Here is a 24,836-nt window from a genome sequence, read left to right on the forward strand (position 1 = left end):
GTTAGGCGATGTCGCCATTCTCCACAATAAACATTTTCGATTTTACGGCCGAGGGTTACACGGGCGGTATGCTCACGCTTTTCCGCTATTTCTACGAGGTCGCCCGGCTGGGCAGTATCCGCCGTGCGAGCGACTCGCTCGACGTGTCACCCTCCTCGATCAGCCGGCAATTGCCGATCTTCGAGCGGCACTTCGGCACCGCTTTGCTCGAACGCTCCTCGCAGGGCATCACGCTGACGTTCGCGGGGCGGCTCGTCGCCGACTTCACGCGGCGCGTGCTGCTCGATTTCGAGACGCTCCGTGCCGATATCGACGATCTGCGCGGCGGGGACCGCGCGATCATCCGCATCGCCGCGATCGAAAGCGTCATCGGGCCGCCGCTCGAGGCGATGCGGCACGTTCGCGCCGAGTTCCCGCGCATCACGTTCCGGGTGATGGCTGTCACGGCGTCGGAGGTCGAGGAGGCAGTGCGCGACGGTACGTGCGACATCGGCCTGACGCTGACGTCGGTGCAGGACCCGGAGTTGCGCGTGCTGTACGGCGCGCCCGAGCCGGTGATGCTGGCGCTGCCGCCTGGTCACCCGCTCGCCGGGCGGGAGCGCGTCGCGATCGAGGAACTGCTGCAACTCGACCTTGCGGTGCATGAAAGCCCGCATGGCGTGCGCCAACTGGTCGATCTGGCGTTTCGTTCGCACGGCGCGACGCTGACGCCGGCGATGTCCAGCAACTCGCTCCAGGTGCTTCGCGAATTCGTGCGGCTCGGACTGGGCGGTGCATTGCTGACCCGCAGCGGCGGCATCGCGCTGGTGGAACAGCGCCAGGCGGTTCTCGTCGCCATCGACGCCCCGGTTCTCGACAGCAGCCGCCTCGTCGTGGTGGTGCGCAGCGGACGGCGCCTATCGCGCGCCACCCGCCTGTTCTGCGATTCCGTCGTAGGCGCGTTCAGACCGACGTAGCGGGTGAGCGTTGTGCATCGCACAACGCGGCCGAAGCATAATCGCACTTGCCCGGTGGCCGCCATGCCGAAGACTATACCCGCGCGACCGTTGTGAGCGGCTACTGCCGCATGGACGTTGACGTACCATCCTTTGCCGGCACGGGGGCCGGTCGGGCGATGCATCGGGGGAAAGCTCAACATGCGCTTCACACTCACCACGGCACTCGCACTGGGCCTCTGCGTCGCGACACCGGTCGCCGCGCAGATCACCACACCGGCGGAGTTCTTCGCGCAGCCGATCGGGACCGATTACTTCCTGGCGAATTACACTGCGTACGAGGCGTATCTGAAGCGCGTTGCGAGCCAGTCCGACCGGATCAGGCTCGTTGATATGGGCCGGACCGCCGAGGGCCGCACACAGTGGCTGGCGATCGTCTCGTCACCCGCCAATCTCGCGAAGCTCGACCGTTACAAGGAGATCGCGCGGCGGCTCGCCCGCGCGGATACGCTGACCGAAGCCGAAGCCCGCGCGCTCTCTGCGGAGGGCAAGGCGATCGTGTGGATCGACGCCGGGATGCACGCCAGCGAATCGATCACCGCACAGGGACAGATCCAGGTGCTGCACCGGATGCTGAGCGAGAATGACGCGGAGACCAAGCGCATTCTGGACGATGACATCATCCTGTTCGCGCAGGACAACCCGGACGGCATGGAGCTGATCGCCAACTGGTACATGCGCGAGGCGGACCCGAAGAAGCGCACGTTGCGGACGCTGCCCAGGCTCTACCAGAAATATATCGGCCACGATAACAATCGCGATAGCTTCATGTCGCAGATGCCCGAGACGACCAACGTCAACCGGCAGTTGTTCCGCGAGTGGTATCCGCAGATCATCTACAACCAGCACCAGACCGGCCCCAAGGGCATGGTGGTGTTCGTGCCGCCGTTCCGCGATCCGTTCAGCTTCCACTATGATCCGATCGTGATGACCGAACTCGACGAGGTCGGCTCGGCGATGCACTCGCGGCTGATCGAGGAAGGCAAGGCGGGTTCGGGCATGCGCTCGGCCGCGCCCTATTCCACCTGGCACAACGGCATGGAACGGTCGGTCGCTTACTTCCACAACGCGGTCGGCCTGCTGACCGAGATCATCGGCGGCCCGACCCCCGAACAGCTTCCGCTTGTGCCGACGACGCAACTGCCGCGCAACGACGAGAAGATGCCGCCGGCGCCGCAGATGTGGCATCTCCAGCAATCGCTCGACTATCAATGGACGATGGACCGCGCGGTGATGGACTACGCCTCGCGCAATCGTGAGCGGCTGTTGCTCAACATCTACCGGATGGGCGCGAACAGCATCGCGCGCGGGAGTCGCGATAGCTGGACCACGACGCCCGGCGGCATCGCCGCACTCGAAGCGGCCGAGCCGGTCAAGGAAGCGCGCGCCGACGAATATGGCCGCCCGCCGATGGGGCCGAAAGCGGTCGATCCCAAGCTGTACGACACGGTGCTGCACGCGCCCGAGCGCCGCGATCCGCGCGGCTATATCCTCTCCGCCGATCAGCCGGACATGCCGACCGTGGTCGCGTTCATGAACGCGCTCATCAAGAACGGCGTCGATGTCGAGCGCGCGACCGCGCCCTTCACCGTCAAACGGAAGACCTATCCGGCGGGCAGTTTCGTCGTTCGCACCGCGCAGGCGTACCGGCCGCACATCCTCGACATGTTCGAGCCGCAGGACCATCCGCGCGATCTCGAATATCCCGGCGGTCCGCCCAAGGCGCCGTACGACATCACCGGCTATACGCTCGCCTATCAGATGGGTGTCCAGTTCGACCGCGAGCTCGACGGCTTCGATGGCCCGTTCGCGAAAGTGCCCGATCTGATCGTGCCGACACCGGGGCATATCGTCGGCCACGGAACGGCAGGCTGGCTGGTCAGCCACCAGACCAACAACGGCTTCATTCTCACCAATCGTCTGCTCAAGGCGGGTGTCACACCGGCATGGCTTACCGCTCCGGTCGCCGTCGGCAAGGCGCCGGCAGCACCCGGCGCGGTGTGGATCCCCGCTTCGCCCGCCGCCGCGGCGATCCTGCGCGACGGCGTGCGCGATCTCGGCATCCATGCCTATGCCATGGCCCGCAAGCCGGCGGGTGGCGACATCGCGCTCAAGCCGCTCCGCGTCGGGCTGGTCGATCGCTACGGCGGCCTGATCTCGTCGGGATGGACGCGCTGGATCCTCGAACAGTTCGAGTTTCCCTACACTCTGGTCTATCCCAATCGCCTCAACGCGGGCGATCTCAAACGCGATTTCGACGTCATCGTCTTCACCGACGGATCGGTGCCGGCGCCGGCGGGCAGTCCGTGGAAGGTCGATCGGTCCGCGCCGCCGCCGACTGCCAACGCGACACCTGCCGAACTGCGCGATACGCTCGGCGTGGTCAGCGACGCGCAGACCGCGCCGGCGCTCAAGGCGTTCGTGGCGCAAGGCGGCAACGTCGTGGCGGTCGGCGGCGCGACGCGGATCGCCGAATGGCTCGGCGCGCCGCTGACCGCCGCGTTGTCGCAGACCAAAAACGGCGTCGAGAAGGCGCTCGACACGCGGGATTTCTATATCCCCGGCTCGATCCTGAACGTCCGCATCGACCCGCGCGAGCCGCTCGCCTTCGGCATGACGGACCATGCCGATGTGTTCTTCGACAAGGAACAGAGCTTCACCATCGCACCCGGCGCGGGTGCCGCTTTGCACAAGGTGGGCTGGTTCGACACCGACAAGCCGCTGCGCAGCGGTTGGGCGGTCGGGCAGGAGAAGCTTGCCGGCACGACAGCGCTCGCACAGGTCGATCTGGGCGCGGGCAAACTGTTCGTGCTTGCGCCGGAAGTCACCCAACGCGCGCAATCCTATGGTACATTCAAGCTGTTCTTCAACAGCATCCTGTTGGGCAGCGCCATCGTCGAGGATCGAAGGGACAGCCGCACAAATCGAGCGCGATAGGCCGGTTCGTCCGTTGATACGGTCGGGGTCGTGCGTGCAGTCATTACCGGCAGTACCGATTACCACTATCTCGATCTTTCGCTTCGGGATTACACTCCGGCGGTGCGCGCGCCGCACCGGTGCCGCGCGCGGAGCCGATCTGCGAATTCGGGAGTCATGATGTTCGGACCGACCAAATCGCTGGAGGGCGTGGCGCAGCACACGGCGGGACGGAGCCTCGCCAAGACGCTGAGCTGGCCGCACCTCATCGCGCTCGGCGTCGGCGCGATCGTCGGCACCGGCATCTATACTCTGGTCGGTGTCGGCGCGGAGCGGGCCGGGCCGGCGGTGATCCTCGCCTTCGTGATCTGCGGGCTGGTCTGCGGTTGCGCGGCGCTCGCTTATGCCGAACTCGCGACGATGATCCCGGCGGCGGGCAGCGCCTATACGTTCAGCTATGTCGCGCTGGGCGAGGGGGTCGCCTGGGTGGTCGGCTGGAGCCTCATTCTCGAATATTCGCTCGCCTGTTCGACCGTGGCGGTGGGCTGGTCGGGCTATCTGGTCGGCTGGATCGAGTCGGCGGGCATCCACCTGCCGCACGCGCTGCTGGTCGGTCCGCACGGCGGCGGTATCGTCAACCTGCCCGCAGTCGCCGTGGCGCTGGCGGTGATGGGCATGCTGGTGGCGGGCACGCGCGAGAGCGCGACGCTCAACATCGTGCTGGTGGTCATCAAACTGGTCGCGCTGGCGATCTTCGTGACGTTCGCCACGCCGCACTTCGACAGCGCCAACCTGCACCCGTTCATGCCCTACGGCTTCGGCAGCAACGGCAAGCATGGCGTGATGGCGGCGGCGGCGATCGTGTTCTTCGCCTTCTACGGCTTCGATACGGTGGCGACCTCGGCCGAGGAGGCCAAGAACCCGGGGCGGGATCTCACCATCGGCATCGTCGGATCGATGGTCGTATGCACGGTGATCTATATCGCGGTGGCGGTGTCGGCGATCGGCGCGATGCCGTTCACCGCGCTCGCCAACTCGCCCGAGCCGCTGGCGCTGGTGCTGCGTTCGCTCGGCGCGCCTACCGCCGCGCATCTGATCGCGCTCGCCGCGATCATCGCCTTGCCCTCGGTGATCCTGGTGATGATGTACGGGCAGAGCCGCGTGTTCTTCGTGATGGCGCGCGACGGATTGCTGCCGCGCAGCCTCGCCAAGGTGTCGAAGCGCACCGGCGCGCCGACGCGCATCACGCTGCTGACCGGCGTGTCGATCGCGATCATCGCCGGCATCTTCCGCCTCGACGAGATCGCTGAACTCGCCAATGCCGGCACGTTGCTCGCCTTCATCGCGGTCGGTGCGTGCCTGATCGTGCTGCGTCGGTGCGCACCGCACGCGGTGCGGCTGTTCCGTGCGCCCGCGCCCTATCTGGTCGGCGGGTTGGCCATCGTCGGCTGCCTTTACCTGATGACGAGCCTGCCGCCGCTCACCCTGGGGCGCTTCATCCTGTGGAATGCGGCGGGGCTGGCGCTCTACGTCGCGTATGGCCGACGGCACAGCGACGCGGTGAAGGTCGGCCGATAGGGCGCCGCCGGCCTGCGCTCGTGACAGGCGGGGCGGGCGCGGCTAAGGCCCGGCGCAGATGTTGCGTCCTTCCTCCGCGCCGGTGGCGCGCTCCGCCCGCCCGTTCGGCACCGCCCGCTGGCTGATCCTGATCGCGGTCGCGGTGGCGGCGCGCGCTGTGACGCTCGGCGATCCGGTCGTGCATGTCGACGAGGAGTTCTACTTCACGATGGCGCGCGGCATGTGGCAGGGCGCGCTGCCGTTCGTCGACATCTGGGATCGCAAGCCGATCGGGCTGTTCCTGCTCTATCTGCCGCCCGCCGCGCTGCCGCTGATGTGGGGCGTGGTGGCCTATCAGGTGATGGCGCTCGTCGCATTGGTGCTGACCGCGCGGCTGGTATTCTGGATGGCGGAGCGCGCGGGATGGGGCGTTGGCGCGCTCGCCGGAGCGATCGCCTATGTCCTGTGGCCCGATCTGCTCAACGGGGTCGGCGGGCAGGCGCCGATCTTCTACAATCTGCCGATGGCGGCGGCGGGCGCGCTGATCCTTGCGGGCGCGCAGTCGCGGCCCCGGCTGACCGGCGCGGCGGCGATGGCGCTGGTCGGCGTCGCGCTCCAGATCAAATACAGCGCGGTGTTCGAAGGCGTGTTCTTCGGGTTGTGGCTGCTGCTGCGCGAGTGGCGCGCGCGCACGCCGTTGGTGGTGCAGGCAGGCCATGCGATCCTGCTCGTCGCGCTCGCGCTGGTGCCGACGGGACTCGCGTTCGGCGTGTATGCGTGGCTCGGCCAGACGGATGCGTTCGTGTTCGCCAATTTCGGTTCGATCGCACACCGCAACGCCAATCCGATACCCGAGATGCTCGGCAACATCGGCGTGCTGGTGTTGCTGCTGTCGCCGCTGGTGGCGATGGCAGTCGGCGCGCGTGGGCGGACGACCGGGGGCGATCCGGTCGCGCGGCAGTTCCTGTTCGCATGGTTCGTCGCGGCGCTGCTCGGCGTGGCGGTGTTCGGCACCTGGTTCGACCATTATGGCCTGCCCGTGCTGGTGCCGGGCACCGCCTGCGCGGCGGGCTTCTTCGGCCGCGCCGACATCCGCCGCCGGATCGGGCCGGCGATCCTGCTGCTCATCGCACTGGTCGGGCAGATCGCGGTCGTCATCAACATCGTCAACCGAGGCACCGCCGCGCAGTTCGCGCAGATGACCGAGGCGGTCGGGCGCGGGCCGGGGTGCCTCTACGTCTATGCCGGCTCGACCATGCTGTACCCGGCGACTGGGCGGTGCCGGCTGTCGCGCTATGTCGTGCCCGCGCACATCAACCGCGCGCGCGAAAGCGGCGCGACCGGGGTCGATCAGGCGACCGAACTGCGCCGCATCCTCGCGGCGCATCCGGCGGTGGTGGTGATGCGCCCGCCGTTCCGGGGCGAGCGGCCCGAGATTCGTGCGATCGTGCTCGCGGTGATGGCGCGGGATTACCGCCTCACCGCGCAGGTGCCGATGGGGCGCGAGAGGATCGCGATCTACAAACGCTGATGCGTCAGGCGGCCGCTTGCCGCTTGCCGTCGCGCTTCGCCCGGACCAGACCCTCGTAGTACGTCATCAGGTCGACCGTATGCTCGCGGTCGCTGCGCACCTTGCCCGCCGCCACCCGCGCGGCGCGGCGCAGCAGCGACTGGTCGCGCGCGAACAGCCGCGCGATCGCCAGCGCCGCCGAGCCAGCATCGCGTGCGGTGTAGAGTTCGGAGGACAACGGATCGGCGACCTCCGCGCAGCCGCCGGTATCGGGCACGATCAATGGCAGGCCCGCCGCCATCGCTTCGGAGGCGACCAGCCCGAACGGCTCGGCTTCCGATCCGTGGATCAGCGCGTCGCAGCTCGCCATGATCCGCGCGAGCCGCTCGCGATCATAGACCGGGCGGAACATGCGGATGTGCGGACTACCGGCGACGCGCTTCTCGATCTTCTGCGTCTCGACGCCGGCGCCGAGCAGGATCAGCCCGACCGGCAGGTCCGCGCCCGCGCGCTCGACCGCGTCGATCACCAGCCGCCAGCGCTTCTCCGGGTGATGCCGGCCAAGCCCGAGCAGCAACTGCCCGTGCGGCGGCAATCCGCACTGCGCGAGCAAGGCGGCGCGCAGCCGCTCGTCGCGCAGATCGGGGGAGAAATGGCCGCGCTCGATCCCCAGCGGCATCGACGCGTCGATGCGTACGCCGCGCGCCTTCAGCCGCTTCTCGAGCGCGGGGCCGTTCGTCACCACCGCGTCGAAAGCGTCAAGAAACTTGCTCATGTAGCGGCTGTACCACAGGAACGATCGCTCGATCCGCTCGGTCGGCGCGACATTCTCGAACCAGCGCAACGCATAAGCCGAGACATTGTCGTTGTGCATGAAGAAGGTCTTCACCGCATCGCTCTGCCACTGGCCGATCACCCAGGGCGGCCGCCACGGCGACGAGGTTTCGACCAGATCGGGCTGGAGCCGATCGAGCGCATGTGTGATCGGCGCGGGATCCCAGAACAGCCCGTAATTGTGATCGAACGGCAGGCGTCCGGCCTTGAGGTAGATGATGCGCCCGCCGCCGGGACGCTCCTCGATCGCGTTTTCGCGGCCCGGTGCGATCACGATCAGCTCGTGGCCGAGATCGGACATCGCACCCATCTTGCGGTCGATATAGGTGCGGACTCCGCCGCCCGTCGGTGAGTAGAACTCGTTGACGTCGACGATCCGCATGCCGCTTAGCTCCCCTGCAACGGGCCGAACCCGCCGAGGCCGCGCAGATATTGCGCGTGGATGTCGGTCGTCACGACGCCTTCGGGCACGGTGATCGTCGCCATGTCGAGCTTCGGGCGCGAGCGGCCGAGCTTGGCGTTGCTGGGGAAGCCCGCGCCGTCGGACCAGAAGTTGAACTTGTTCTTGCCGTCGCGATTGTGCGTGAACAGCAAGGCGTATCTGCCGGGCGTCGGCGCCTTGATGCACAAGGCGATCGCGCCGGTGGCAGGCGTCGGCACGCGCACGCGGCGGAAGAACTTGCCTTCCTTGATGAGATCGCGGTCGTCCTTCAGGAAGTCCGCGTCGTTGGCCGGGTACAACTCCAGCTTCAGCTCGCCCGCGCGGTCCTTCAGGCCATCGACGTTGACACGGATCGCCGGGCCGCCACCGCTCAGGCACGCGGCGCTGTCGCTGCCGAGCACGCCGGCCTGTGCGGCGGCGGGTCCGCCGAGCACCGCGAAGACGGCAGCCGCAGCCGCCAGATACTTACGAAACCGCATTCTTCTTCCTCAGCAGCCCGTACAGGCCGAATATCGCCACCAGCACCACATGGACGACGAGCGTGAGTCCGGCCGTCAGCGCGATGAGGTTCCGCACCTCGTCACTCTGACCGATCAGTGGAGTGGATAAGGCGAAAAAAAGGTCTTTGTTTGGCACGAGCGGCAGGCGTGAAACAATCATGCGGAGCGATGCGAGCAGCAGCCACATGCCGACGGTCTGGCTCGGCATGCCGAAATGCCAGGTCAGCGCGACCAGCACCGAACCCGCGATCAGGCGCACGATATGCACGCTGAAAATCCACCACAAAGTCTGCCGGTCGAGCGAGAAGACCCGCTTGGAGAAGATCAGGAACGGCACCGACATGAAGAACACGATCACGGTCGACCAGATCGCGATCTGCTGCTGGTGCGCCGTCAACAGCCCGAGGTACAGCGACAGCGCCAGTACCGTGATGCCGAAGGTGACGGCGTTGCCGGCGATCGCCGAAAGGATGCTGACGTCCTTCACCGCGCCGAACGGGGCGGCGACCAGCGACGTGCGCTGCCGCGCCCAGGTGTAGAAATACGCCTCGCCCGAATAATTGAGCATGTCGTTGGCGATCCGCTTCTTGGCGAGCGCGACGAAGCCTTCTGGCGGGATCTTCCACAATTTGCGGAAGATGACGTAATCGCCTGTGACCGGGGAGAAATACAGCAGCAGGAAGAACACGTAGAACCACGGGCTGGTCGGGAAGGTATGCGCCAGCCCGGCGAGCCCGGTCGAGAGCAATTGCCGCGCGAGCAACCCGACCATCGCGACCGTCAGCGCGGCGCCCAGATAGGCGGGCCAGCGGCGCTTCAGCGTTTCCATCGGCTCTAGGCCGGCGAGATCGGGGGCAAGGGGAACCGGTGCGTCCACGGCGCGAATCGGTGCCGCGGCCCCGGAAGGAAATTTGTCCACCTGGGATAGTCCGTAACCGCCCGATCGTGTCGAGCACCGGCGGCGCTTAGCCGGATATCGCGGTTTCGGCAAACCGGATCAGATGAACCGGCAGACACAAACGGCCACAATGCGGTCTAGTTCCCATCCTATCGCATCGCAACATTATCCATGTCGCCTGCGAAACTTTTGCGACAATCGATGGTTACGGAACGGCCTATGCTCAGCCCGCGCGCGCCCTCAGCTCACATCCTGACGTATGCGCAGACGCTGAACGGCGGCGGGGTCGAACATGCGTTGTTGCGGCTGATGCGCGGCTGGGTCGAACTCGGCCGACGCGTGACGCTGGTGATCGGCGATGCCGGCGGTCCGCTTGCTGCGGAGATTCCGCCGGGTGTCGAAATCGTAATGCTCGGCGATTCGACCTATGTTGGGATGGTCGGAGTCGCCGAAGTCGCCGAACAGGTCGGGCCTGACGTGATCTTCTGCCCTGGCAACCATTATACCGCGATCGCCGCCTGGACCCGCCTGCGCCTCGGCGCCGACTGCCCGCCGATCGTCGCCAAGATTTCGAATGCGCTCGACCGGCGCGACCAGGGCTGGCCGCTCGCCCCCGCATACCGCGTGTGGCTGCATTGGCATCGTCACTTCGTCGACCATCTCGTCGCGATGACGCCGGCGATGCGCGACGAGGCGATTCGCACGATCGGCGTCGATCCGTCGCGTCTCAGCGTGATCGCCAATCCGCCGGTGCGTCACGCCGCCTGCGCGACGCCGCCGCCGATCCCGGCCGGGCGCTTCCTGCTCGGCGTCGGCCGGCTCGCGCCGCAGAAGCGCTGGGACCGGCTGATCGATTCGTTCGCAACGCTCGCCGATCGCGACGCCAGCCTGATGATCCTGGGCGAAGGCGCCGAGCGGGGCGCTCTCGAGGCGCAGGTTTCCGCGCTCGGTCTGGCGGACCGGGTGACGATGCCCGGCCATGTCGCCGATCCCACATTCGCGATCGCACGCGCCGCCGCTCTCGTGCTGACCTCCGACTTCGAAGGCGTGCCCGGCGTGTTGCGTGAGGCGCTGGCGGTCGGCACCCCGGTCGTCTCCACCGACTCAAGCGTGGCGGTGCGCGAGATCGTCGCTTCGCCCGCGCTCGGCACCGTGGTCGCTCCGGGCGATTCGCACGGCCTTGTCGCCGCGCTCGATCACTGGCTCGCGCCGCAGCAGCCACGCCCGGAACCGGTGCCGCAGCCCGGCGCGGATTCGGCCGCGGCCTATCTCGATCTGTTCGACGAAACCGTGCTGGCGCGCCGGCTCAGGCGTCACCAGCCGCTTCGTTGGCATCCCGCGCGGCTCGCTCCGAGTTACGTTCCAGCGCGACCTTGATCATCGCCGTCATCGGATCGGCAAGCGCGAGACCCATCACCCCGAACAACGTGCCGGTCAGGATCTGTGCGGACAGCGTGAGCGCCGGCGGCAGATCGACCGTCTTGCGCGCCACCATCGGGATGACGACGTAACCGTCGAACGTCTGGATCACGCAATAGATGATGATCGCCAGCACGCCGGTATGCACGCCCGCGCTGAAGCCGACCGCAATCATCATCAGCCCGGACACGATCGCGCCGATGTTGGGGATGAAGGCGAGCGTGCCGGTGATGATGCCGAGCACCAGCGCCATCGGTACGCCGGCGAAGGCGAGCGCGACGCCGGTCATCACGCCTTCCAGCGCCATGCCGAGCAGGCGCCCGGCGAGCAGGCTGCGCAGCGTTTTCGACATGCGTTCGATCGTGATCGCGAATTCCCGGCGCGAATCGGTCGGCAGCATCCATTGCAGCCCGGCCTCGTAAAGACGCGGCTCCATCGCGATGAACAGCCCGATCACCATGATCATCACCAGGCTGGTGAGCGCGCCGAGCGCGGTGCCGAGATAGGAGGTGATCTTGCCGAACGAGCCGAGCGCCTGCTGGACCATGCCGTTGATGTCGGCCTTGCCCGGCATCAGCCCGATGCTCGACAGCCACGCCATCAGCCGCGTCGCCTGCGACATCAGCGTGGCGCGCAGTTGCTCAAACTGCGCGGCGACCTGCATGCCCGTGAGATAGGCGGTGCCGATCACGAACGCGACCGTCAGCAGCACGACGATCGCGAGCCGCCATACGCGCGGGATCGGCAGCACCTTGCCGAGCAAGCGCACGCCACCATCGAGCATCGCCGCGAACACCAGCCCGCCGAAGATGATGAGCAAAGGCTGGATCAGCAGCACGACGAGCGCGATCGCGCCGCCCATGCCGAACCAGACGCCCGCGCGCTTCATCTCCTTGCGCACGAACGGATCGCGCATCTCGTTGGGGCCGGGCTCCGAGGAAACTTCGAGCGAGGTGTGGCTGTCCTGCGCGGCGCTCATTTCGCGTCACGCGCCGGGTGGAGCGAGGTGCCCGCGCGACCGCTGCGGAACGACTGCCACCAGGTCAGTGGGTTCCAGGTGCCGTCACCGCTCTTGGAGAAGGTGATGAACTCCGCGCGCCCGCCGAGATATTCCCACGGCACCGGTCCGCCGAGGCCGAGATCGGGCGCGGCGAGCGGGAAGCGGCTGTCCGAGCTGCGATCGCGGTTGTCGCCCATCAGGAAGACGTGGTTCGCCGGGATCTTGACCGGGCCGTAATCGTCCCCGCGGCTATAGCCCAGTTCCACCGTGTCATAGTGGCGGCCGTTGGGCAGCGTCTCGGTGACGAGCGGCAGGCGGCAGTACATCTTGCCGTCGGCGCCGGTCTCCAGCGCGCCGGGATAAACGTCGGGGCTGCACTTGGTGTTGGTGTCGACGGGGATGCGCGTGTCGTGGATCGGACCACGCTTCACCGCGACGCCGTTCAGGAATACCACGCCGTCCTTCACCTGCAACGTGTCGCCGGGCAGGCCGATCAGGCGCTTGATGTAATCGGTTTCCGTGCCCGGCGGGGTGACGATCACCACGTCGCCGCGTTCGGGCATGCGGCCGAACAGCCGGCCGTGCATGAAGGGCAGCAGATGGAAGGTCGGCGAGATGAACGACCAGCCATAGGGGAATTTGCTCACCACCAGCTGATCGCCGATCTCGAGCCCCGGCAGCATCGATTCGGACGGGATGTAGAACGGCTTGGCGATGAAGGTGTGGAAGCCGAGTACCGCGAGCACCAGCCAGACGATGCCGCGCAGTTCCGCCCACCAGTCGGTCCGGCGCTTGGGCGCGGGGGCCGCGCGGGTTTCGACCGGTTCGCTCGCGGGGTCCAACGCTACTTCCTCACGCATTCACTGGGTCCTGTACGGGTACGGCTTCGATAATGACGAACGCCTGCGCCCAAGGATGGTCGTCGGTCAGCGTCAGATGCACCAGCGCGACGTGGCCCGTGGGGGTGATGGCGTCAAGCCTGGCCTTCGCGCCGCCGGTCAGCGCCAATGTCGGCGCGCCCGAGGGTGCGTTGATCACGCCGATGTCCTTCATGAACACTCCGGCGCGGAAACCCGTTCCGACCGCCTTGGAAAAAGCCTCCTTGGCGGCAAAGCGCTTGGCGAGCGTGCCGGCGCCGGTGAGCGGACGGCGCGCGGCCTTGCGCTGTTCGAGATCGGTGAACACGCGCTGGAGGAAGCGGTCGCCGAAGCGATCGAGCGAGTTCTGGATCCGCTCAATATTGCACAGGTCGGAACCGAGGCCGATGATCATCGCACCCGTCCGTCACCCCAGCGCACGCTGGGGTCTCGTGCCGCACGTGCGCGCTCCGTAACGGGGAGACCCCAGCGTGCACTGGGGTGACGGGTGTGAAAGGCGTCGCCCCGGCGCAGGCCGGGGCCGCTGGGTAACGTGGCGAGCCGACCTCGCAACACGCAGCGGCCCCGGCCTGCGCCGGGGCGACGGTGGCCGCTCACCGTGCCGCGTCCATCGCGTCGCGCATCCGCCGCACACTCTCGGCGAGGCCGATGAAGATCGCTTCGCCGATCAGGAAATGGCCGATGTTGAGTTCGCGGACCTGCGGGATCGCTGCGATCGGAGCGACATTGTCATAGGTCAGCCCGTGGCCGGCATGGACCTCGATGCCGTTCTTCGCCGCCAGCGCGGCGGCGTCGGTCAGCCGGCGCAACTCGTCCGCCTGAGCATCGCCCGACAGTTCGCAATAGCGCCCGGTGTGCAGCTCGACCACCGGCGCGCCGAGCCGCAGCGCCGCCTCGATCTGCGCCGCCGCCGGCTCGATGAACAGCGACACGCGGATGCCCGCATCGCGCAGGTCCGCGACCAGCGGCTGGAGGTGCGCGAACTGACCCGCCGCGTCGAGCCCGCCTTCAGTGGTGCGTTCCTCGCGCTTTTCGGGGACGATGCAGGCGGCGTGAGGGCGGTGCTTCAGCGCGATGGCTCGCATCTCGTCGGTCGCCGCCATCTCGAAATTGAGCGGGATGGTCAGTTCGCCTGCAAGACGGGCGATATCGTCGTCGGTGATGTGCCGCCGATCCTCGCGCAGATGCGCGGTGATGCCGTCCGCGCCTGCCTCTGCCGCGAGCAACCCGGCGCGCACCGGATCGGGATAGCCCGCGCCGCGTGCGTTGCGCACGGTCGCGACGTGATCGATGTTGACCCCTAGCCGGAGGCGGCCGTCATCGGCCAGGCGGAGATGGTCCGTCATACCCGCGCTCCCAAACCGTTCGTGTCGAGCGAAGTCGAGACACCTGCGCTACAAGCCAGTCCCTCGACTTCGCTCGGGACGAACGGGGGGATTTCGGCTATCACGCCGCCGCCCGGCTGCCGGGCTTGATCGCCGGGATTGCCGCCAGGGCGGGCGGCAGCGCGTCGGGCGCGTAGGTCGGTACGTCGATGCGCACCAGCGGGAAGAACGGCACGCCGAGATCGGCCGTCCCGTTGGAGCGGTCGACCAGGGAGGCCGCCGCCACCGTCTCGCCGCCCGCGCGGCCGATCGCGGCGATCGCCTCGCGCGAGGAGAGTCCGGTCGTCACCACGTCCTCCATCATCAGCACGCGCGTGCCGGGCGCGAGGCGAAACCCCCGACGCAGCTCGAACACGCCCTCGGGCCGTTCGAGGAACATCGCCTCGACGCCGAGCGCGCGGCCCATCTCGTGGCCCGCGATCACCCCGCCCATCGCCGGCGATACCACCGCCTGGATGCTCGCGCGCAGATCGGCCGGCAGGCTGGCGGCAAGCGCCTCGGCCAGCCGCGCACCGCGCCGCGGGTCCATCAGCACGCGCGCGCATTGCAGGTAGCGCGGGCTGCGCAGGCCTGAGGAGAGAATGAAATGCCCTTCCAGCAGCGCGTCGGCGGCGCGGAATTCGGCAAGGACGTCGTCTTCGGTCATGGCTGCGGGCTCGGTTGAAGGTGCGCCTGATTAGGCACGCGACCGCACGCGCGCAACGCCTGCGGCGTCCACCAGCGCCAAATAAACGTGGCTTGGTGCTTGAGGGCGGCGGGTCGCCCGCGTATAGGTCAGGAAAATTGGGCGTAATCTCGCCCGGCGTCGGCCAGATCGGCGTATTCTACAGGGGTGAGGATACGGGATGCGGATAACGGGCTTGAAAGGTGTCGTGCTTGCGGCCTGCCTCGCACTGGCGGGTCCGGGCGGTGTCTCCGCCCAGGTCGTGCCGCCGACGGCGCCGCAGACCACGCCGGCACCTGCCGTGGTGCCGACCACCGCCGATCCGATGCTTGCGCGCGACGGCGCACCCGAGATGCGGCCGGTCGCCGGGGTCGGCATGCCGGTCGATGGCCGTTACACCATCCAGCCGCAGGTGACGCCCAATGGCCGCCGCGCCTTGTGGTTCCACAACGTCATCCTGTTCCCGCTGATCACGATTATCTCGGTGTTCGTGCTGTTCCTGCTCGTGTGGGTGGTGGTGCGCTACCGCCGGGCCGCGCATCCGGTGGCGACCAAGACATCGCACAACACCGTGCTGGAAGTGTTGTGGACCGGTCTGCCGGTGCTGATCCTGCTCGCGATCGCGCTGCCCTCGATCGGGTTGCTGAACGCGCAGTACAAGCCCGCGCCCGACAATGCGGTGACGCTGAAGGCGATCGGCAACCAATGGTACTGGTCGTATCAATATCCCGACAACGGCGGGTTCGAGATCACCGCCAACATGCTGAAAGAGAAGGATCAGGTCGGCAAGGGCGAGCGTGCGCGCACCGACGTCGACGGGCCGCGCCTGCTCGCCACCGACAATCGCGTGGTGCTGCCCTATGGCGTGCCGATCCGGCTCATCACCACCTCGAACGACGTGATCCATAGCTGGGCGATCCCGGCCTTCTGGATCAAGCTCGACGCGGTGCCCGGACGCCTCAACGAGACGAGCTTCACCATCGAGAAGCCGGGCGTCTATTTCGGGGTCTGCTCCGAACTGTGCGGCGCGCGCCACGGCTATATGCCGATCACGGTCGAGGCGGTCAGCCCGGCGGTGTTCGCGCAGTGGGTGAAGGCGAAGGGCGGCACCATGCCGAGCGCCAAACCCGCCGTGGCCACGGTCGGCAGCGCGGCGCTGCCCGAAACGGGCGCGGCGTTCGAAGCGGGCAACTCCACCGCGCCGGCTGAAAACGCCACCGCGCAGGCACCCACAGTCACTCAGGGCGCGACGGCCAACCCCGCCGGCGCCGGCAATGCGGGACAATAAGGCATGACCGACACCGCGCTCCACCCGTCCGCCTTCGAAGCGCATGGCGATCACGGCCACGGCCATGCCGACCATGACGCGCACCACACGCCCGGCTTCTTCGCGCGCTGGTTCATGTCGACCAACCACAAGGATATCGGGACTCTGTACCTGATCTTCGCAATCTGCGCGGGGATCATCGGCGGCGGCATCTCCGGGCTGATGCGCGCCGAACTCGCGCATCCTGGCATCCAGTATCTGACGACATGGGCCGCCTATCTGCCGGGCGGCGAGCAGGGGCTCGACCATTCGCTGCACCTGTGGAACGTGCTCATCACCGCGCACGGGCTCATCATGGTGTTCTTCATGGTGATGCCGGCGATGATCGGCGGGTTCGGCAACTGGTTCGTGCCGATCATGATCGGCGCGCCCGACATGGCGTTCCCGCGCATGAACAACATCAGCTTCTGGCTGCTGATCCCCTCGTTCACGCTGTTGCTCGCCTCGCCGTTCTTTGGCGGCGCCGGCACCGGCTGGACGCTGTACGCGCCGCTTTCCACCTATGGCGAGCCGGGGCCGAGCGTCGACATGGCGATCCTGTCGCTGCACTTGGCTGGCGCATCGTCGATCCTCGGCGCGATCAACTTCATCACCACCATCTTCAACATGCGCGCGCCGGGCATGACGCTCCACAAGATGCCGCTGTTCGTATGGTCTGTGCTGGTGACGGCGTTCCTGCTGCTGCTGTCGCTGCCGGTGCTCGCCGCCGCCATCACCATGCTGTTGACCGATCGCAACTTCGGCACGACCTTCTTCGATCCGGCCGGCGGTGGTGACCCGATCCTGTACCAGCATCTGTTCTGGTTCTTCGGCCACCCCGAGGTGTACATCATGATCCTGCCGGGCTTCGGCATCGTCAGCCATGTCATCTCGACCTTCTCGAAGAAGCCGATCTTCGGCTATCTCGGCATGGCCTATGCGATGGTGGCGATCGGCGTGGTCGGCTTCGTGGTGTGGGCGCACCACATGTTCACCACCGGTCTTTCGGTGAACACCAAGATGTACTTCACCGCCGCGACGATGGTGATCGCGGTGCCGACCGGCATCAAGATCTTCTCGTGGATCGCGACGATGTGGGGTGGTTCGCTGACCTTCCGCACGCCGATGTTGTGGGCGATCGGCTTCATCTTCATGTTCACGGTCGGCGGCGTCACCGGCGTGGTGCTGGCGAACGGCGGCATCGACGATTACATGCAGGACAGCTATTACGTGGTGGCGCACTTCCACTACGTGCTGTCGCTGGGCGCGGTGTTCTCGCTGTTCGCGGGCTTCTACTACTGGTTCCCGAAGATGTCGGGGCGGATGTACAACGAAGCGCTCGGCCAGGTGCATTTCTACGTCTTCTTCATTGGCGTGAACATGCTGTTCTTCCCGATGCACTTCCTGGGGTTGCAGAACATGCAGCGCCGCGTGCCCGACTACACCGACGGCCTCGAATATTGGAACCACTTCGCCTCGATCGGCTATATGATCATGGCGTTCTCGATGATCTTCTTCTTCGTGAACGTGATCTGGTCGCTGTTTGCGGGCAAGCCGGCGGGTGACAGCCCGTGGGGCGAGGGGGCGACGACGCTCGAATGGACGCTGTCGAGCCCGCCGCCCTATCACCAGTTCGAGACGCTGCCGGTGATCGACGGCGGCGATGGCCACCACTGATCGGATGGGCGGGGCCGCGATCGTTTCACGTCGCGGCCTTTTCGCCTGTGTCCCATGCGCCTATAGCGCGCCTCGATCATGACCATCGCCACCGCGCCTTCGCCCGACCTGCCCGCCCATTGGCGCGATTTCCTCGCGCTCACCAAGCCGCGCGTGATGACGCTGGTCGTGTTCACGGGGCTGTGCGGGATGCTCGCCGCGCCGGTGCATATCGACCCGGTGATCGGCTTCACCGCGATCCTGTGCATTGCGCTTGGCGCGGGTGCGGCGGGGGCGCTCAACCAATGGTATGAGGCCGATCTCGACGCCAAGATGCGCCGGACCGAGCGCCGCCCGCTTCCCGCCGGGCGGATGGACCGCGAGACCGCGCTCCAGTTCGGTGTCGGCCTGTCGTGCTTCTCGGTGATCCTGATGGGGCTGGCGGTGAACCTCGCCGCCGCCGCGATCCTCACCGTCTCGATCCTGTTCTACGTCATCATCTACACCGTCTGGCTCAAGCGCCGCACCCCGCAGAACATCGTCATCGGCGGTGCGGCGGGCGCGTTTCCGCCGCTGATCGGCTGGGCCGCGGCCACCGGCGGGGTCGCGCCGCTGCCGCTGCTGCTGTTTGCTTTGGTGTTCCTGTGGACGCCGCCGCATTTCTGGGCGCTCGCGCTGTTCATGCGTACCGATTATACCGCCGCCGGCGTGCCGATGCTGCCGGTGGTAGCGGGCGAGCGCACCACGCGCACGCAGATCGGGCTCTACACGATCCCGATGGCGCTCGCCGCGCTCGCGCCATGGGCGCTGGGGTTGAGCGGCTGGATCTACGGCGTGGTGGCGCTGATCTCGACCGCGGTGTTCGGCGTCCTCGCGCTCCATGTGGCGACGCGCACCACTGGCGTGGACGACCGGATGAAGCCGGAAAAGCGGCTGTTCGCCTGGTCGATCCTGTACCTTTTCATCGTGTTCGGCGCAGTCGTCGCCGATGTGTGGCTACGGTAGGGGACTGGGCTGATGGGCCAGCGTGATGACGAGATCCGCGCACGTCAGCGCCAGCGCGCGATGGTGCTCGGGCTGATCCTCGGGGGCTTCGTGATCCTCGTCTTCGCGATCACCATCGCCAAGATCAAAGGCGGGATGGCGCATTGAGCCGTAACCTCCGCACCGCGCTGCTCGCGCTGCTGGGGGTCTGCTTCATGACCGGGCTCGGCTGGGCGAGCGTGCCGCTGTACCGGATGTTCTGCCAGGCGACGGGCCTCAACGGCACCACGCAGCGAGGCAAGATCGCGCCGGGCGCGGTCAACCACCAGATCCGAATCGACTTCGACACCAACGTCGCGCCGCACATGCCGTGGAAGTTCGAGCCGGAGACGCGCAGCGACACGGTCGACGTCGGCGCGCGCGACATGGCGTTCTTCACCGCGACCAACACCTCGGACCATCCGATCACCGGCAGCGCGACCTTCAACGTCACGCCGGCGCAGGCGGGCAAATATTTCACCAAGATCCAGTGTTTCTGCTTCACCCAGCAGACGCTCAAGCCGGGCGAAACCGCGCGGATGCCGGTGATCTTCTTCGTCGATCCCAAGATCCTCGCCGATCCGGATGCGAGCGACGTGCAGACGATCACCTTGAGCTATACGTTTTACCCGGTGGATTCTGCGAAACCGACGAGCTAGGGTAACGACAAACCGAGAAACGGGGACGAGAGAGATGGCCGGCGCGAAGAACCACGCATATCACATCCTGCCCCCCGATATTGCGCCGATCATGGGCGCGATGGCCGGCGGCGTGATGGCGGTCGGCGGCATCATGTGGATGCATTCGGCAGCCTATGGCGGCGCGGTGTTCTTCCTCGGCGTGGCGCTCGTCATCGCGACGATGTTCCTGTGGTGGAGCAAGGTCATCACCGAGGCGCATGCCGGCGATCACACCCCCGTCGTCCAGCTTCACCTGCGCTACGGCATGGTGCTGTTCATCGCCTCCGAAGTGATGTTCTTCGTCGGCTGGTTCTGGGCGTTCTTCGACTATTCGCTGTTCCCCAGGCCGCTGATCTACGATGCGGCGAGCCACACCGTCAGCCTCGCCACCGATGCGGCGGCGGCGAACGCGGTCTGGCCGCCCAAGGGCATGGAGGTGATCGACGCGTTCCGCTTCCCGCTGCTCAACACTTTGATCCTGCTGCTGTCGGGCACGACGCTGACCTGGTCGCACCATGCGCTGATCCACAATCAGCGCGGCGGCGAGATGAAGGGCCTGTGGGGGCTGATCGGCGTCGGGGATCGTGACAGCGTCAAGAAAGGGCTGTGGCTGACGATCCTGCTTGGGCTCACCTTCAGCTCGATCCAGGCGTATGAATATTCGGACGCGCCGTTCCCGTTCAAGGGTATCAACTATACCTCGTCGTTCTTCATGGCGACGGGGTTCCACGGCTTCCACGTGATGATCGGCACGATCTTCCTGATCGTCAATCTGGTGCGCGTCTATCGCGGCGATTTCACCCCGCGCCAGCACTTCGGGTTCGAGGCGGCGGCGTGGTACTGGCATTTCGTCGACGTGGTGTGGCTGTTCCTGTTCGCCGCGATCTACGTGTGGGGCGGCTGGGGCGCGCCGGTCCACGCGGGCTGAGCAAGCTGCCCGATCCCGATCCGACCGCGCCGGGCACGCCCGCGCCCAGCCCCCTGCCGAGCTTCGCGCAGGTTTCGCTCAAAGGGCTGTGCCCGCGCTGCGGTGCGCGGACGTTGTTCGCCGGGTGGACCGCCTTCGCCGATCGTTGCCGCGTGTGCGGGCTGGACTTCGCGGGCTTCAACGTGGGTGACGGGCCGGCGGCGTTCCTGATCCTGATCCTTGGTGCGATCGTGGTCGGGCTGGCGATCTGGCTGCAACTCGCGTTCGACGTGCCGATCTGGTTGCAACTGCTGATATGGGTGCCGGTGACGATCGCGGGCACGGTCTGGTCGCTGCGCATCGCCAAGGCGGCACTGATCGCCAGCGAATTTCGCAACGCCGCGCGCGAGGGGCGGATCGAGCGTTGAGCAAACGCGTGCCGGTGCTCGCCACGATCCTCGTCGCGCTGGCGGTGGCGGCGATGATCGCGCTGGGCATGTGGCAGCTCCGGCGATTGCACGAGAAAGAGGCGTTGCTCGCGCGGTTGACCGCGAACCGCGCGCTGCCGCCGATCGCGTTTCCGCGCGTGCCGCTCGGCGACGATCTGCTGTTCCGCCGCGCGTCCGCGTTCTGCCTCGAACCGACTGGCTGGACGAGCGAAGGCGGGCACGATGCGCGCGGCAAGCCCGGCTGGCGGCAGATCGCCCGGTGCCGTACCGGTGCAGAGGGACCGGGCTTTGCGGTGCAGATCGGGGTGAGCGATCGTCCCAACGCGCGGCCGACGTGGCGTGGCGGGGCGGTGCGGGGCTACCTCGCCTATGCGCCCGATCATCAGCCGTTGATCGCCGGGATGGTCGGCCGCGCCGCGCCGAAGGTGCTGATGCTGGTCGCCGATCCGCCGCTGGCCGGGCTGGCGGCGAACCCGCCGGCCGATCTGTCGTCGGTGCCGAACAACCACTTTGCCTATGCGGTGCAATGGTTCGTGTTCGCCGGGATCGCGGTGGTGATCTACGCGCTGGCGCTCCGCAAGCGACGCGGCCGCTGACCGGTCCGCAGTCGGTTTGGCCCAAGCGTAGCAAGCGCGCGTGCATCAACCGGCAGGTTGCGGTGAACCGCCCACCCCGCTAACCCGCCGCGTATGCGCTACATCAGCACGCGCGGGGATGCGCCCGCCCTGAACTTCGAACAGGTCACGCTCGCCGGCCTCGCCAGCGACGGGGGGCTGTATTTGCCCGAGACCTGGCCGAGCCTGTCGGCCGAGGAGATCGGGGCGTTGCGTGGTGCGTCCTATGTCGACACCGCCGTCGCGGTGATGGCGCCGTTTGTGGAAGGCTCCTTGTCGCGCGAGGATCTGCGCGGCTTATGCGAGCAGGCGTATGGCCGTTTCGCGCACGCCGCCGTTACCCCGCTGGTGCAGCTCGACCACCAACATTGGCTGCTGGAGCTGTTCCACGGCCCGACGCTCGCCTTCAAGGACGTGGCGCTGCAATTGCTTGGATTGTTGTTCGAGCGGTTCCTCAAGGGTTCCGAGCATCATGTCACCGTGGTCGGCGCGACGTCGGGCGATACCGGCTCGGCGGCGATCGATGCGCTGGCGGGGCGGGCCGGCGTCGATATCTTCATGCTCCACCCCAAGGGCCGCGTGTCGGACGTGCAGCGCCGTCAGATGACGACGGTGTTCGCGCCCAACGTCCACAACCTTGCGCTGGAAGACGCCAGTTTCGACGATTGTCAGGCGCTGGTTAAGGCGATGTTCAACGACGCCGCTTTCTCGGGCACCTATGCGCTGTCGGCGGTGAACTCGATCAACTGGGCGCGGCTGATGGCGCAGGTGGTCTATTATTTCTACGCCGCGGTCCGGCTCGGCGCGCCTGAGCGGCCGGTCGCCTTTTCGGTGCCGACCGGCAATTTCGGCGATGTGTTCGCAGGGTACGTCGCCGCCAAGATGGGGCTGCCGGTTGCGAAGCTGGTGGTCGCCACCAACGTCAACGACATCCTTCACCGCGCGCTGAGCGCGGGCGATTATTCGCAAGGCACCGTCGTGCCGACGCCGAGCCCGTCGATGGACATTCAGGTGTCGAGCAATTTCGAGCGGCTGCTGTTCGATCTCGGCGGTCGCGACGGCCGCGCCCTCGCCGCGCAGATGCAGGGGTTCGAGAGCACCAAGGCGATGCGACTCACCAATGCGCAGGCTGGCGGCGCGTCTGCGCTGTTCGCGAGCGACGCGGTCGATCTCGACGACATGACGCTGGCGATGCGCTGGGCGCACGAGGATGCCGGACAGGTGATCGACCCGCATACCGCGATCGGCCTCGCCGCCGCGCGCCGGGCGGGGCTGCCGGCGGATGTGCCGGTGGTGACGCTCGCCACCGCGCATCCGGCCAAGTTCGGCGATGCGGTCGAGCGTGCGACCGGCATCCGCCCGAGCCTGCCGGCGCGGATGGGCGATTTGTTCGACCGCGAGGAGCGCTACGCCTCGCTGCCCGGCACGTTCGAGGCGGTGACCGCCTATATCGCCGAGCGTGCGGTCGCGCGGGGGTGACGCAGCTCCACACTCTCATCGCCGAGCCGTGGGCGGATTACGGGCTGGTCGATTCGGGCCACGGTCGCAAGCTCGAACGCTACGGCCGCTTCCGTTTCATCCGGCCCGAGCCGCAGGCGATGTGGGCGCCTGCGTCCGATACGTGGGAAGCCGACGGCGATTTCATCGGCGCGTCGGACGAGGAGGGCGGCGGACGCTGGCATTTGTCGCGCGACGTGCCGCGCGGCGGCTGGCACGTGCGGTGGGAGGAGCTGCTGTTCACCGCCCAGAACACGCCGTTCCGCCATCTCGCCTTCTTCCCCGACATGGCGCCGCAATGGGCGTGGATGCGTGGAGCCGTGGCGGAGGGCGATTCCGTGCTGAACCTGTTCGGCTATACCGGGGTCGGCACGCTGGCGCTGGCTGCGAAGGGCGCGGCGATGACGCATGTCGATGCCTCGAAGAAATCGGTCGATGCCGGCAAGGCCAACGCCTTCCTTTCCGACCTGTCGGACCGGCCGATCCGCTGGATGGTCGACGATGCCGCCAAGTTCGCCGCGCGCGAGGTGCGCCGGGGCAAGCGGTACGACGGCATCTTCCTCGATCCGCCCAAATTCGGGCGCGGGCCGGACGGCGAGGTGTGGCGGCTGGAGGAAGGCTTGCCCGGGCTGATCGCCGATTGCCGCCGTTTGCTCGACAAGGATAGCAAGTTCCTCGTGCTGACGGTCTATGCGGTGCGGATGTCGGCGCTGGCGATCGGCGAGGTGGTGCGTCAGGCACTCGGCGATCTTGGCGGGACGGTCGAGGTCGGCGAGATGGCGGTGCGTGAAGAGGCGCGCGGGTTGCTGTTGCCGACGGCGATTTTCGCGCGGTGGCGCGGCGACCGGGCTTAAGCCCGGCGCCACGCCACCGTGCGAAAATCGCCCGGCCGGCGGGGCCGAGGGCCCCGTCCAACGACGCGGCTTCGCCGCGGCGCGCCCGCGAGATGCCGCCAGTTCGGCGCAAGTTCTCACCGCGCCTGCATCAAGAACACCGCACGGATTTAACGCAAGATCAACGCCTTCTCCCCTAGTCACGCCGCGTGAAGGATCATCGGGGGGCATCATGAAGTCTTTTGTCATCGTCGGCGCAGCGTTGCTCGTCGCCACGCCGGCGCTCGCGCAGGAACAGCCGGTCGGCGGCGCGCGTATCGAACTGCGCGGCGGCTGGGACAATGCCGCGCCGGTCGTCACCTACACCGACACGAACGGTAGCCAGCGGTTCAGCGGCGGCCGCAGCGGCTTCACCTACGGCACCGAAATCGGTTACGACGCGGTGTTCAACGGCAGCGCGTTCGTGGGTGCCTATGCCGGCATCGCGGGGGCGACCACCAAGGATTGCCAATCGCTCGGCATCGTCGAGGAATGCCTCAGCGCGGGTCGCAACATCACTGCGGGTGTGCGCGTCGGCTATGCGCTTCCGCACAATTCGATGGTGTATATCAAGGGCGGCTATTCGAACGGCACGCTCGATTTCCGCGCGAACAGCACGGCGTTCTCGCAGCCGGTGGTATTGTCGCAGGATCTCAACGGCTACCACGCCGGTGCGGGCGCCGAGATCGGCCTTACGCCGCACGTCTATACCAAGCTCGAATATACCTACACGCATTACGAAATTGGCCGTACCGACTTCGTCGATGCGCGCAAGCGCGTCACGCTCGACCGGCATCAGGTGGTCGGCGGCGTCGGCTACCGCTTCTGATCGAA

24 protein-coding genes are annotated in these 24,836 nt (G+C 67.1%); 16 read left to right on the forward strand and 8 right to left on the reverse strand.

Annotated elements, in window-relative coordinates; translation table 11 throughout:
* Positions 1-68 precede the first annotated feature (68 nt).
* The 4 genes from AC3ANX_RS00960 (at position 69) to AC3ANX_RS00975 (ending at position 6,999) form a co-directional block, all read left to right on the forward strand.
* Positions 69-956 (forward strand): LysR family transcriptional regulator, encoded by an 888-nt coding sequence (locus AC3ANX_RS00960; protein ID WP_488335190.1) that lies wholly within the window; start codon positions 69-71, stop codon positions 954-956.
* Between the two features lie 180 nt (positions 957-1,136).
* Positions 1,137-3,932: a M14 family metallopeptidase gene (locus AC3ANX_RS00965; RefSeq protein WP_488335191.1), complete on the forward strand. Its 2,796-nt coding sequence runs from the start codon at positions 1,137-1,139 to the stop codon at positions 3,930-3,932.
* Between the two features lie 159 nt (positions 3,933-4,091).
* Positions 4,092-5,489, forward strand: coding sequence for an amino acid permease (locus AC3ANX_RS00970; RefSeq protein WP_488335192.1), 1,398 nt, complete (start codon positions 4,092-4,094; stop codon positions 5,487-5,489).
* A gap of 58 nt (positions 5,490-5,547) precedes the next feature.
* On the forward strand, positions 5,548-6,999 hold the full coding sequence (locus tag AC3ANX_RS00975; protein ID WP_488335193.1) for a hypothetical protein: 1,452 nt from the start codon (positions 5,548-5,550) through the stop codon (positions 6,997-6,999).
* Positions 7,000-7,003: 4 nt separating this feature from the next.
* Here AC3ANX_RS00975 and AC3ANX_RS00980 read toward each other — a convergent pair whose 3' ends face one another.
* Genes AC3ANX_RS00980 through AC3ANX_RS00990 form a run of 3 tightly spaced genes read right to left on the reverse strand, consistent with a single transcriptional unit; the run spans position 7,004 to position 9,631 of the window.
* Positions 7,004-8,194: a glycosyltransferase gene (locus AC3ANX_RS00980; protein WP_488335194.1), complete on the reverse strand. Its 1,191-nt coding sequence runs from the start codon at positions 8,192-8,194 to the stop codon at positions 7,004-7,006.
* Between the two features lie 5 nt (positions 8,195-8,199).
* Positions 8,200-8,733, reverse strand: a complete 534-nt coding sequence (locus AC3ANX_RS00985) for a DUF2141 domain-containing protein (protein WP_488335195.1) — start codon at positions 8,731-8,733, stop codon at positions 8,200-8,202.
* On the reverse strand, positions 8,720-9,631 hold the full coding sequence (locus AC3ANX_RS00990; RefSeq protein WP_488335196.1) for a hypothetical protein: 912 nt from the start codon (positions 9,629-9,631) through the stop codon (positions 8,720-8,722). Before AC3ANX_RS00990 ends, AC3ANX_RS00985 begins: the two co-directional genes overlap by 14 nt.
* Positions 9,632-9,871: 240 nt before the next feature.
* Between AC3ANX_RS00990 and AC3ANX_RS00995 the strand changes: the two genes are divergently transcribed.
* Positions 9,872-11,029, forward strand: a complete 1,158-nt coding sequence (locus tag AC3ANX_RS00995; RefSeq protein WP_488335197.1) for a glycosyltransferase — start codon at positions 9,872-9,874, stop codon at positions 11,027-11,029.
* Here AC3ANX_RS00995 and AC3ANX_RS01000 read toward each other — a convergent pair.
* From AC3ANX_RS01000 to pyrE, 5 genes are all read right to left on the reverse strand, one after another.
* Positions 10,959-12,050: an AI-2E family transporter gene (locus AC3ANX_RS01000; protein WP_488335198.1), complete on the reverse strand. Its 1,092-nt coding sequence runs from the start codon at positions 12,048-12,050 to the stop codon at positions 10,959-10,961. The two genes, AC3ANX_RS00995 and AC3ANX_RS01000, sit on opposite strands and share 71 nt — an antisense overlap.
* Positions 12,047-12,931 carry a signal peptidase I gene (gene lepB / locus AC3ANX_RS01005; protein ID WP_488335199.1) on the reverse strand — a complete coding sequence of 295 codons (885 nt, stop codon included), beginning with the start codon at positions 12,929-12,931 and terminating at the stop codon, positions 12,047-12,049. The genes AC3ANX_RS01000 and lepB overlap by 4 nt, the downstream gene beginning before the upstream one ends.
* Positions 12,924-13,343: a holo-ACP synthase gene (acpS, locus tag AC3ANX_RS01010; RefSeq protein ID WP_488335200.1), complete on the reverse strand. Its 420-nt coding sequence runs from the start codon at positions 13,341-13,343 to the stop codon at positions 12,924-12,926. The genes lepB and acpS overlap by 8 nt, the downstream gene beginning before the upstream one ends.
* 199 nt (positions 13,344-13,542) lie before the next feature.
* Complete coding sequence (locus AC3ANX_RS01015; RefSeq protein WP_488335201.1) at positions 13,543-14,295, reverse strand: pyridoxine 5'-phosphate synthase; 753 nt, start codon at positions 14,293-14,295, stop codon at positions 13,543-13,545.
* Positions 14,296-14,395: 100 nt separating this feature from the next.
* On the reverse strand, positions 14,396-14,980 hold the full coding sequence (gene pyrE, locus AC3ANX_RS01020; RefSeq protein ID WP_488335202.1) for an orotate phosphoribosyltransferase: 585 nt from the start codon (positions 14,978-14,980) through the stop codon (positions 14,396-14,398).
* A gap of 199 nt (positions 14,981-15,179) precedes the next feature.
* On the opposite strand from pyrE, the gene coxB reads away from it, so the two are divergent.
* From coxB to AC3ANX_RS01075, 11 genes are all read left to right on the forward strand, one after another.
* Positions 15,180-16,286: a cytochrome c oxidase subunit II gene (coxB, locus tag AC3ANX_RS01025; protein WP_488335203.1), complete on the forward strand. Its 1,107-nt coding sequence runs from the start codon at positions 15,180-15,182 to the stop codon at positions 16,284-16,286.
* Positions 16,287-16,289: 3 nt separating this feature from the next.
* A complete protein-coding gene (ctaD, locus tag AC3ANX_RS01030; RefSeq protein ID WP_488335204.1) occupies positions 16,290-17,981 on the forward strand; it encodes a cytochrome c oxidase subunit I in 1,692 nt (563 codons plus the stop codon).
* Positions 17,982-18,059: 78 nt separating this feature from the next.
* Positions 18,060-18,965 (forward strand): heme o synthase, encoded by a 906-nt coding sequence (locus tag AC3ANX_RS01035; protein ID WP_488335205.1) that lies wholly within the window; start codon positions 18,060-18,062, stop codon positions 18,963-18,965.
* 12 nt (positions 18,966-18,977) lie between these two features.
* Entirely contained in the window at positions 18,978-19,112 is a 135-nt protein-coding gene (locus tag AC3ANX_RS01040) for a hypothetical protein (RefSeq protein ID WP_488335206.1), read from the forward strand.
* Between the two features lie 47 nt (positions 19,113-19,159).
* Positions 19,160-19,642 carry a cytochrome c oxidase assembly protein gene (locus AC3ANX_RS01045; protein ID WP_488336851.1) on the forward strand — a complete coding sequence of 161 codons (483 nt, stop codon included), beginning with the start codon at positions 19,160-19,162 and terminating at the stop codon, positions 19,640-19,642.
* Between the two features lie 34 nt (positions 19,643-19,676).
* Positions 19,677-20,591, forward strand: a complete 915-nt coding sequence (locus AC3ANX_RS01050) for a cytochrome c oxidase subunit 3 (protein ID WP_488335207.1) — start codon at positions 19,677-19,679, stop codon at positions 20,589-20,591.
* A gap of 5 nt (positions 20,592-20,596) precedes the next feature.
* Positions 20,597-20,998, forward strand: coding sequence for a DUF983 domain-containing protein (locus tag AC3ANX_RS01055; protein ID WP_488336852.1), 402 nt, complete (start codon positions 20,597-20,599; stop codon positions 20,996-20,998).
* 53 nt (positions 20,999-21,051) lie between these two features.
* On the forward strand, positions 21,052-21,615 hold the full coding sequence (locus tag AC3ANX_RS01060) for an SURF1 family protein (RefSeq protein ID WP_488336853.1): 564 nt from the start codon (positions 21,052-21,054) through the stop codon (positions 21,613-21,615).
* A 93-nt stretch (positions 21,616-21,708) separates the two neighbouring features.
* Positions 21,709-23,112: a threonine synthase gene (gene thrC / locus AC3ANX_RS01065; RefSeq protein ID WP_488335208.1), complete on the forward strand. Its 1,404-nt coding sequence runs from the start codon at positions 21,709-21,711 to the stop codon at positions 23,110-23,112.
* Positions 23,109-23,984 carry a class I SAM-dependent rRNA methyltransferase gene (locus tag AC3ANX_RS01070; protein WP_488335209.1) on the forward strand — a complete coding sequence of 292 codons (876 nt, stop codon included), beginning with the start codon at positions 23,109-23,111 and terminating at the stop codon, positions 23,982-23,984. The genes thrC and AC3ANX_RS01070 overlap by 4 nt, the downstream gene beginning before the upstream one ends.
* Positions 23,985-24,195: 211 nt before the next feature.
* Positions 24,196-24,831: an outer membrane protein gene (locus tag AC3ANX_RS01075; RefSeq protein WP_488335210.1), complete on the forward strand. Its 636-nt coding sequence runs from the start codon at positions 24,196-24,198 to the stop codon at positions 24,829-24,831.
* Positions 24,832-24,836: the final 5 nt, after the last annotated feature.

This window comes from Sphingomonas sp. BRN-1R, from assembly GCF_057748035.1.